A 9,556-nucleotide genomic window follows, 5' to 3' on the forward strand; every position below is an offset into this window, starting at 1 on the left:
TCAAGCCCTACGGATCTTCCGATCCGCCTCATGAGGACAGTCAGCGGCACCCGTGAACCGGGCGCCGCCAAACCGCGAACCTACTTTTGAATGCAGGTGTCGACCGTATCCTTGGTGCACTCGTCGAGCCCGGTGAACACCGGATCTTCAACCGGCTTGCCGGCAATCAGATCCATCATGACCGAAGGCGCCTTGTAGCCCATCTCGAACGGCCGTTGGCCGACGAGCGCAGTCACCAGGCCTTCTTTCGCAATGGCAACCTCGTCGCCGATCGTGTCGGCGGCGCCAATGACGAAATCGTTGCTGGCGATCTTGTCGGCCATCGGCTTGAACAGGTCGCGATAGGGTTGCGGCGCACCGAACAATGGCCAGCCACCCATAATGCCGAATGCGTCCAGGTCGGGATTGGCGGCCAGGATATCGGTCATTGCCTGAACACCCTTGGCACCGTCGTCATTGGTGAACACCGGGCAGCCGGCGACCTCGGTCCAACCGCCCTCGCCTTTCAGCGCGGTCAGGCCCTTCTGACCAGTGAGCGTGTCGCGCATCCCTTGTGCGCGGCGGAGAATATTGTCTGCTCCCGGATTGCCTTCGATCGTGCAGATCTTGCCGCCCTTCGGCTTGGCCTTCTTGATGTACTCCCCGATGCGGGCGCCCATCAGATAGTTGTCGGTGCCGAGATAGGTCTTGCGCAACGCTGCATCCTCGGCGGCAAGATCGGCATCGAGCGTCATCACCGGAACCGCCGGATTGGCGGTCTTCAGGGTCTGGGCGATGAGTTTTGCATTCGACGGCGAAATTGCGATTGCAGCCGTGTCTGCTTTGCCCAGCATATCCTGAACGATCTGCGCTTCGCCGGCTTCATCGGATGTCGATGCCGGGCCGGTGTAGAAGCACTCGTATTCCGCAGTCGGGTTCTCCTTGTTCCATTTCTGGCAACCCTGATTGATTGCTTCGAAGAACGGATTGTCGAGGCCTTTGACGACGATGACGAGTTGCTTCTTGGCCAGGGCCTGCCCGGCGGTCAGTGCGAGAACTGCGGCTGTCAGTAATAATGCCTTCCTCATAGTTTCCTCCCTTGAAACAGACGGACACGGCATGCCCGCCATACGAAATCAACCCGGATACCAGACGATGCGAGGCTCCTCCTTCGAACGCTCATATTGCCATGCCGAGTCGATAAGCATTTCGAGATCGTAGTCTGGCCGCCAATCCAGCAGGTATTTCGCTTTGCTGTTGTCCATCCAATTGGAATGGAAGCGGCTTGGTATCTCGACAGAACCGAGATTGCGCGTGCGCAAGAGGTAGGCGGCGACATCAGCATAGTCGACGGGTCGATCCATGCAGATATTGAAGAGTTGCCGCTCCGCCCGCGGGTTGTCGATCGCTGCCAATATGGCCGATACGAGGTCATCGACATGCACGAAGTTGCGTTTCAGCGGTCGCCCGTCAGCGTCGAGCAGCAGCGGCACTGTCCCCATGGCCGCATAGCGGCGCGCCGCCTCTTCCGGCACGAGCGTCTTCCAGTCCGGGCCGCCAAAGACGTCGTCTCCAAAAGACAGCGAATACTTGAAATCGTCCTTTTCCATGATCCAGGGCGCGCGCAGACAACAGCCATTGAGGCCATATTGGATGCCGAACTGCTCCAGCATGACCTCTTCCAGAACCTTGGAGAGCGCATAGCTTCCGGGATAAGCACAATGGGGGACTTTCTCGGTAATCGGGCCGTCGTGGCGATAGTGGAAATGCCCGATGCCCGCATCGCCGCCGATCAGGATGAACTGGCGTGCCGTCACGTTCGTCCGGAACTCCTCGAGCAGCCAAAAGAGACCTTTGACCGTGACATCCATGATATCCTCAGGTGTTTCTTTGCATGTGGCGAGGTGCACGACGTGCGTAACGTCTTTGAGCGCCGCTGCCACCACATGACGATCGGCGATCGAACCGCGGATGACCTCGACACGGTCGGTCTCATCGCACAAACGGTTATGACAAAGCGCGCGGATACGGGCTTTGGAAAATCTCGGATCGTCAAGCAGCCCAGCAATGAAGCGCCGCCCGACCTTGCCCGTTGCACCGGTCACAAGGATCAGCATGCTCTCTCTCCCACTGATAGCTAATATTCGGGCGCCGCTCTCGTCAAATGATATTTGTCTGACAAAACAGATTTTTGCGATAATAAGGCCGATGCTCCGGACAATGAGTTGACGCTGTCGCTGGGTTTTGCGTAAATATTCCCAATCGCTTTTCCTGGGAGGAGATTGGAAGAGCGAACTCGCTGGAGCCTCGCGTCGAGATACGCGACGGAGAGCCTGTAGTTTTGGGAGGCCAGAAGGCTGGTGGCGGTTCTTGAACTCACCAATATTTCCAAGCATTTCGGCGCCATCCAGGCCGTCAACGATATTTCGTTTTCGCTTGAAGCAGGGCAGGTTGTCGGCCTGATGGGCGATAACGGCGCCGGCAAGTCCACATTGGTCAAGATGATCGCCGGCAACTTTCGACCGAGCCATGGAACCATGCGCCTCGACGGCGCCGATCTCGTGCTTCATCGGCCGAAGGAAGCACGCCAGCATGGCATCGAGATCGTTCACCAGGATCTGGCGCTCTGCAACAATCTGACGGCGGCGGCCAATGTCTTCCTCGGACGAGAATTGCGCCGCGGCATATGGCCTCTTCGCATCCTCGACTACAAGGCCATGTACAAACGCGCCGGCGAAATATTTCGCGAACTCAAATCCGAGACGCGGCCCCGCGATCTCGTCAAGCAAATGTCGGGTGGTCAGCGGCAAGCGGTAGCGATCGGCCGCACGATGCTGTCGGAAGCGAAAATCGTGTTGATGGACGAGCCGACAGCAGCCATTTCAGTGCGGCAAGTGGCCGAGGTTCTCAATCTAATCCGCCAATTGCGTGACCGGGGCATTGTCGTTGTCCTGATCAGCCACCGCATGCCCGACGTCTTTTCGGTCGCCGACCGCGTGATCGTCATGCGGCGGGGCAGAAAAGTGGCCGACAAGCAGATTGCGGCAAGTTCGCCGGAGGAAGTAACGGGACTGATCACCGGCGCCATCGAACAAGTGTGATCGATGCTATCCGTTGCAACAGGAAAGAAGGTCGACGATGGCAATGACACTTGACCAGACGATCGGACAGAGGCAACGGGGCTGGCTGGCATCGGTCTTCAGCGGCCAGACATTCTGGGTGCTGATTGCGGTCATTCTCGCCTGCATTTTTCTGTCGATAGCGACGGACTCCTTTGCGACCGCGAAGAACATCTATAACATCACCCGCAACGTCACTTTCGTCGCCATCATCGCACTCGGCATGACGCTTGTTATCATCACCGGCGGCATCGATTTGTCCGTCGGCTCGGTGCTTTGCTTGTGTAGCATGGTGCTGGCGGTCGTCATGCACGCGGGATACAGCATCGAAGTCGGCATCGCCGCTTCGATCGGGACTGCTCTTCTGGTGGGAGCTTTCAACGGCGTATTGATCGCCTATCTCGGTTTCCCGCCTTTCGTCGTCACCCTTGGCATGTTGTCTATTGCGCGCAGCCTTGCGATGGTTGCATCCAACAACACCGTCGTTTTCCAGTTTGGTCCCGACCACGATAAGCTGCTGGCGCTGGGTGGCGGCGCCTGGGTTTTCGGCATCGCCAATCCAGTGCTTTACATGGTCGTGCTGGCGCTCATCACCGGCTTCGTGCTGCGCTGGACCAAGTTCGGCCGCTATGTCTTTGCCATCGGCGGCAATGAGCACGCCGCGACATTGACCGGCGTTCCGGTGCCGAGGATCAAGGTCATCGTCTATATGATTTCTGCCCTGTCCGCGGGGGTTGCCGGCATCATTCAAACCGGCTGGCTCGGCGCTGTTACCACGAATATCGGCGCCGGAATGGAACTTCAGGTCATTGCCGCCGCGGTTATCGGCGGCGCCAATCTTGCCGGCGGCGTCGGCACCGCCTTTGGAGCCTTGGTCGGCGCCGCACTTATCGAGGTCATCCGCAACAGTCTTGGCCTGCTCGGCATCAACGCATTCTGGCAAGGATGCTTTATCGGTGGGGCAATCGTGCTCGCCGTGCTTTTTGACCGACTCCGCAACTTGCGACAGGGCGAGTAGGCGAATCCGGCCTCTGAGAGTGAGCCGGCACCTGCAGTGGCGACATCGTGCGCCGGCTCATAGATTTATCGCAGCTTGCCGATGGCCGGAGCCTTCATTTCTTCCCGTCCGCCAGCACCTCTTTCCGCCGGCGGCGGGGCAGGAGCGATTTGAAGTACCGCCACGTCGGCGAGATAACGAAGCCTACGACCGGAATTGTGATCAAGCCGACGACAATGCCGATGATGCCCGCGCCTGCGGCCTCGACGACCCAGCGCAGCACGGACGCCAGAACGGGAATGGCATGCGCGACCATCTCCCCGGCATTATGGATCAGATGCGCAAGGCCGCCTACTCCATAGGCTTCCAGGCCGTGAACGATAATGCCGCCACCGACCCAGATCATCGCAGCCGTTCCTACAATGCCGAGCACTTTCAGAAAATAAGGCATGCCAGTGACAAGCCCTCGTCCGACTGCGCGCAAGAACGGACCTGTCGGAGGCGCCGTCCGCGCCCGCGCCATCATCAGACCCAGATCGTCGGCCTTTACGATCAGCCCTACGCCACCATAGACCATGACCGTTATGCCCAGTCCAACGACGGCAAGGATGAAGGCCTGCGTGAATATATTGCCTGACGGCAGCGCGCCGAGCGTAATTGCCATGATTTCCGCCGAGAGGATGAAATCCGTCTTGATCGCACCGGCGACCTTCTGGTCTTCGAGCGATTGCGCATCGAGGCTTGTTGTCTCAAGTGCCGATTCATGGGCGTGGGCTGCATGCGGCAGCACCAGCGCATAGACTTTTTCCACGCCCTCGTAGCAGAGAAAAAGTCCGCCGATCATAAGTAGCGGGGTGATCGCCTGCGGTGCGACAAGGCTCAGAATAAGCGCTGCGGGAAGCAGGATGAGAAGCTTGTTCTTCAACGAACCGAGCGCGATCTTGCCGATAATAGGCAATTCGCGTGCTGCCGAAAATCCGGTGACGTAGCGTGGTGTGACCGCCGCATCATCGATGACAACGCCTGCCGCTTTCGCGCCGGCCTTGGCTGCTTGGCCGGCGATATCGTCAAGCGAGGCCGCAGCCACCTTGGCCAGCGCGGCGATATCATCAAGAAGGGCGATCAGGCCAACACTCATTCGAGCCTCCGTTGGGAAGACAGACTTACATAACGAAAAATGGAAAACCCGTTATCCAACGACCTCGAGGCGAGACGTGGCATTCTCCGCCGGGAAGATGCCACGCACAGATCGCAACGGCAATGCAGTTATTCGGCCCGTTACAAGACGGTGGACAAGAACCGACGCAGAGCCTCAGCAATGTAACCACGATAAGGCTCGAACTCCTCTGTGGTCGTCATTCTAATGACGCGGCTAAAGTTGAAGGCGAACTCGATCGGACGGAGGATGACGGCAATCTCAAAAATGCGCTCTAAGTTTTCCGGGGTTTCGACATCAAGCCAGATTTCGAAATAGGCGTCTTTCAAGTGCTTATAGGCAAGTGAATTGGCATCCAAGCCATGGTTTCGAACAGCGCTGTCTAGGAAACCTGCCAAGGAGAAGAAGGGGTGCGAAATGACGGCATCACCCCAGTCGTTGATAAGCGCGCCGTCTGCCTTCACAAGAACGTTGTTGTCGTGAAAATCGCAATGCTCCAGCGTGTCGGGTACTTTGAATCCGGCAAGTGCACGGCAAAGGCGGCGGATATTTTCACCGGTCCCTTGCAACTTCTCAATTTCGGCCGCGCTTAACCCTTCCCGCTCCAGCAGGACTTCATCATGAACCAGGCCATCGTAAAGGTCTGGAAACACGGTTGTGCGCCAGTCATCCAGTCCCAACGCAAGAAGCGGCTCGACCTTATGAGAGAAAGTCCGCTGAATCCTCGCATATCGACCAAGGAGCTTTCCGACGAACTGCGGATCATAGGACCTCTTCAGCTTGTTACGAAGAGGTTCACCACCATCAGACATGAGGAATGCGCCAATGGCTTGGTTTGCTGCCACGACCGAAGGAATATCGGACGGAAAGCGCTCGGCCAGATGGACCATCAACGCCGCCTCACGCGCGTAGGCGGGCGCGCTCCATTTCAGATACACGTTTCCCCGGTCGGTATTGAGACGATAGATTTTTGACCACGGCACGGCACGTATCAATTCCGGCGCAGCCAACACGTCATAGGCATGTGCAGCCAACCATTCTTCCGCCCAAATGGTTTCTGAATCCATCATGAGGGCTATAATTTCGCCGGCCATCGCTGGTGAGCATGCATGACGGTGATAATCTCGATGTCCCTCCCGACTCGGTAAGGGATGATGTAGGGAATATCGGCCAACACCACTTCGCGCGTGCCCTTGATGCGCCCCGGCCGGCCACTTGCAGGTAAGTCCGCAAGCATATCCGCCGCCGTAACGATTCTGGCGACCACGCGTGCTGCCGCATCGGGATTGTCATGCTGGATATAAGCGCCAATTTCATCGAGCCGCCGCAACGCCCGAAACGTCCAGCGAATACGTTTCCCGCTCATGGTTGACGGGCGGACTTGACGTACTTTCCGACGACCTTCGCCACATCTTCGGCGCTGGCAAATTCGCCGCGATCGGCCTCAGCCAATCCGGCCTCGATCTCGGCAAGCTGCCATTCCTGCTGTTCAACGAAAGCCTCAATGGCCTCAGCAGCCATGTAGGCGCGGGAGCGATCCAGCTTTTCCGCGATCTGAGTAAGCTTGCTCGCGGTTTCATCCGAAACACGCACGGTAAACGCGGCAGTCATGGCCTCTAACCTTCCTTGGTTCACTTTGAATATCAGTGAACCAAAGCGGTTCGTCAAGGTTCTGCTCATGAGAGAGGGCTTTCAGTTGGACACCAAATCGGCCAGCCCTGGTGTTTGACGACGATCTCGCCACTCTCCTTGGTCTTGCCGCGAGCCGGTTTAAACCGGTCGCGTCACCGCTCCTAGAGCGTTTCACCGCCCGGGCATGGATTTGCGCCAGCCAATCCCGCTTGTGTGCCAGGGCTAAAACGACTTCGGCCTCCCGAGGGAGGCTGAAAAAGTCTTTATTATCAAGGCATTTGGTTTCGCTGGCAGGATTTGTGGTTTTCTGTCCCGCCGCGTCGGCTTCGCCTTCTTGCGGGCCCCTGAAGAGGCGTTAACTCCTCGACCCATTACCAAACAAAAAGCCCGCTTTGCAGCGGGCCTTTTTGTTTGGTTGCGGGGGCAGGATTTGAACCTGCGGCCTTCAGGTTATGGTCCGCAGGACGAGGAGCTACCATCGCCAGCGAAGATGACGTCTTCGCGCCAGCGATATCGCTCTGGTGTCTACTTGGAATTTGGTTGCGGGGGCAGGATTTGAACCTGCGGCCTTCAGGTTATGAGCCTGACGAGCTACCGGGCTGCTCCACCCCGCGAGATATATTTTAACACGAAAGGCCGCTTTGAGAGCGGCCCTTTTGTTTCGGCTATGGGCCGTTGTCTGTGAATGAGAAGATTGTTTTCAAAAAGTTGCGTTTTGCAGACCTGGCAGCGACCTACTCTCCCGCGTCTTAAGACGAAGTACCATGGGCGCAGGGGCGTTTCACGGCCGTGTTCGGAAAGGGAACGGGTGCAGCCACCCCGCCATAACCACCAGGTCGGCAAAGCGCAACTTAATGTTTGAGAAGCTGGCAGGCGTTAGCCTGTTTTTTTTTGAACACGTCTTACCTTTCGCAAGGCACCGTCGGCCAGAGGCCGCAAGCGCAAAGCGCGTCGCCAATCGTTTGGCGCGCCGTCCGCAGCGCTTTCAGCGCGTGAGGACAGAAGGTCAAGCATCATCAGCCTCTGGCTGATGAGCATAGTCAATGAGAACGATCAAGCCGATCGAGCTATTAGTACCGGTAAGCTTCATGCGTTGCCGCACTTCCACACCCGGCCTATCAACGTGGTCGTCTTCCACGGCTCTGATAGGGAATACTCGTTTTCAGGTGGGTTTCCCGCTTAGATGCCTTCAGCGGTTATCCCGTCCATATATAGCTACCCTGCTATGCCCTTGGCAGGACAACAGGTCCACCAGAGATATGTCCATCCCGGTCCTCTCGTACTAGGGACAGATCCTGTCAATATTCCTACACCCACGGCAGATAGGGACCGAACTGTCTCACGACGTTCTGAACCCAGCTCACGTACCGCTTTAATTGGCGAACAGCCAAACCCTTGGGACCTGCTCCAGCCCCAGGATGCGATGAGCCGACATCGAGGTGCCAAACAACCCCGTCGATATGGACTCTTGGGGGTCATCAGCCTGTTATCCCCGGCGTACCTTTTATCCGTTGAGCGATGGCCCTTCCACGCGGGACCACCGGATCACTATGACCGACTTTCGTCTCTGCTCGACTTGTCAGTCTCGCAGTCAGGCGGGCTTATGCCATTGCACTCGACGACCGATTTCCGACCGGTCTGAGCCCACCATCGCGCGCCTCCGTTACTCTTTCGGAGGCGACCGCCCCAGTCAAACTACCCACCATACACTGTCCCGGACCCGGATGACGGGCCGCGGTTAGACATCCATGACGATAAGGGTGGTATTTCAAGGATGGCTCCACGGAAACTGGCGTCCCCGCTTCAAAGCCTACCACCTATCCTACACATGCCGACACGAATGCCAGTGTAAAGCTATAGTAAAGGTGCACGGGGTCTTTCCGTCTGACCGCAGGAACCCCGCATCTTCACGGGGAATTCAATTTCACTGAGTCTATGTTGGAGACAGCGGGGAAGTCGTTACGCCATTCGTGCAGGTCGGAACTTACCCGACAAGGAATTTCGCTACCTTAGGACCGTTATAGTTACGGCCGCCGTTTACTGGGGCTTCGATTCAAAGCTTGCACCTCTCCTCTTAACCTTCCAGCACCGGGCAGGCGTCAGACCCTATACGTCGTCTTGCGACTTCGCAGAGCCCTGTGTTTTTGATAAACAGTCGCTACCCCCTGGTCTGTGCCACCCCATCATACTTGCGTAAAATGGGGTCACGCTTCTTCCGAAGTTACGCGTGCAATTTGCCGAGTTCCTTCAACATAGTTCTCTCAAGCGCCTTGGTATACTCTACCTGACCACCTGTGTCGGTTTCGGGTACGGTCTATACGGTGGAGCTATTTCCTGGAACCGCTCCGCTGCCCTGATAATCCAATAAACCAGAACAACTTGTGCAATCCGTCACTACCACCAGGCCCACGAATATTAACGTGGTTCCCATCGACTACGCATTTCTGCCTCGCCTTAGGGGCCGGCTAACCCTGCTCAGATTAACTTTAAGCAGGAACCCTTGGTCTTTCGGCGAGAGGGTCTCTCACCCTCTTTATCGTTACTCATGTCAACATTCGCACTTCCGATACCTCCAGGACCCCTCACAGGTATCCCTTCACAGGCTTACGGAACGCTCCGCTACCACTTGCGATTGCTCGCAAATCCTCAGCTTCGGTGCATGGCTTCAGCCCC

General features: G+C 57.2%; 8 protein-coding genes, 1 tRNA gene and 2 rRNA genes (1 of these 11 only partly in view). 2 read left to right on the forward strand and 9 right to left on the reverse strand.

The window, feature by feature from the left end; genetic code table 11:
* Positions 1-80: 80 nt before the first annotated feature.
* Together QMO82_RS18665 and QMO82_RS18670 are read right to left on the reverse strand one after the other, a co-directional pair.
* Positions 81-1,067, reverse strand: a complete 987-nt coding sequence (locus QMO82_RS18665) for a substrate-binding domain-containing protein (protein WP_183607728.1) — start codon at positions 1,065-1,067, stop codon at positions 81-83.
* Positions 1,068-1,115: 48 nt separating this feature from the next.
* On the reverse strand, positions 1,116-2,096 hold the full coding sequence (locus QMO82_RS18670; RefSeq protein WP_183608329.1) for an NAD(P)-dependent oxidoreductase: 981 nt from the start codon (positions 2,094-2,096) through the stop codon (positions 1,116-1,118).
* A 243-nt stretch (positions 2,097-2,339) separates the two neighbouring features.
* Here QMO82_RS18670 and QMO82_RS18675 point away from each other — a divergent pair, with 243 nt between their 5' ends.
* Together QMO82_RS18675 and QMO82_RS18680 are read left to right on the forward strand one after the other, a co-directional pair.
* Positions 2,340-3,080: an ATP-binding cassette domain-containing protein gene (locus tag QMO82_RS18675; protein ID WP_183607727.1), complete on the forward strand. Its 741-nt coding sequence runs from the start codon at positions 2,340-2,342 to the stop codon at positions 3,078-3,080.
* A 37-nt stretch (positions 3,081-3,117) separates the two neighbouring features.
* A complete protein-coding gene (locus tag QMO82_RS18680; RefSeq protein ID WP_183607726.1) occupies positions 3,118-4,116 on the forward strand; it encodes an ABC transporter permease in 999 nt (332 codons plus the stop codon).
* 94 nt (positions 4,117-4,210) lie between these two features.
* Here the strand turns inward: QMO82_RS18680 and QMO82_RS18685 are convergent, their stop codons facing one another.
* The 7 genes from QMO82_RS18685 to QMO82_RS18715 all read right to left on the reverse strand — a co-directional run.
* Positions 4,211-5,233, reverse strand: coding sequence for a DUF808 domain-containing protein (locus QMO82_RS18685; RefSeq protein WP_183607725.1), 1,023 nt, complete (start codon positions 5,231-5,233; stop codon positions 4,211-4,213).
* A gap of 140 nt (positions 5,234-5,373) precedes the next feature.
* Complete coding sequence (locus QMO82_RS18690; protein WP_183607724.1) at positions 5,374-6,321, reverse strand: aminoglycoside phosphotransferase family protein; 948 nt, start codon at positions 6,319-6,321, stop codon at positions 5,374-5,376.
* A gap of 5 nt (positions 6,322-6,326) precedes the next feature.
* A complete protein-coding gene (locus tag QMO82_RS18695; protein ID WP_183607723.1) occupies positions 6,327-6,617 on the reverse strand; it encodes a type II toxin-antitoxin system RelE/ParE family toxin in 291 nt (96 codons plus the stop codon).
* Positions 6,614-6,862, reverse strand: a complete 249-nt coding sequence (locus QMO82_RS18700; protein ID WP_183608328.1) for a CopG family ribbon-helix-helix protein — start codon at positions 6,860-6,862, stop codon at positions 6,614-6,616. The genes QMO82_RS18695 and QMO82_RS18700 overlap by 4 nt, the downstream gene beginning before the upstream one ends.
* A gap of 558 nt (positions 6,863-7,420) precedes the next feature.
* A tRNA-Met gene (locus QMO82_RS18705) sits at positions 7,421-7,497 on the reverse strand.
* Between the two features lie 107 nt (positions 7,498-7,604).
* Positions 7,605-7,719 (reverse strand): 5S ribosomal RNA (gene rrf / locus QMO82_RS18710).
* Between the two features lie 213 nt (positions 7,720-7,932).
* Positions 7,933-9,556: ribosomal RNA gene (locus QMO82_RS18715) — 23S ribosomal RNA — on the reverse strand; it runs 1,266 nt beyond the window's last position.

The sequence above is a fragment of the Rhizobium sp. BT04 genome (assembly GCF_030053135.1).
GTDB lineage: Bacteria > Pseudomonadota > Alphaproteobacteria > Rhizobiales > Rhizobiaceae > Rhizobium > Rhizobium binxianense.

Coding starts and splice junctions, on each gene's coding strand:
- QMO82_RS18670 (WP_183608329.1), bottom strand. CDS start 2,096: ATGCTGATCCTTGTGACCGGTGCAACGGGCAAGGTCGGGCGGCGCTTC.
- QMO82_RS18680 (WP_183607726.1), top strand. CDS start 3,118: ATGGCAATGACACTTGACCAGACGATCGGACAGAGGCAACGGGGCTGG.
- QMO82_RS18700 (WP_183608328.1), bottom strand. CDS start 6,862: ATGACTGCCGCGTTTACCGTGCGTGTTTCGGATGAAACCGCGAGCAAG.
- QMO82_RS18695 (WP_183607723.1), bottom strand. CDS start 6,617: ATGAGCGGGAAACGTATTCGCTGGACGTTTCGGGCGTTGCGGCGGCTC.
- QMO82_RS18685 (WP_183607725.1), bottom strand. CDS start 5,233: ATGAGTGTTGGCCTGATCGCCCTTCTTGATGATATCGCCGCGCTGGCC.
- QMO82_RS18690 (WP_183607724.1), bottom strand. CDS start 6,321: ATGATGGATTCAGAAACCATTTGGGCGGAAGAATGGTTGGCTGCACAT.
- QMO82_RS18665 (WP_183607728.1), bottom strand. CDS start 1,067: ATGAGGAAGGCATTATTACTGACAGCCGCAGTTCTCGCACTGACCGCC.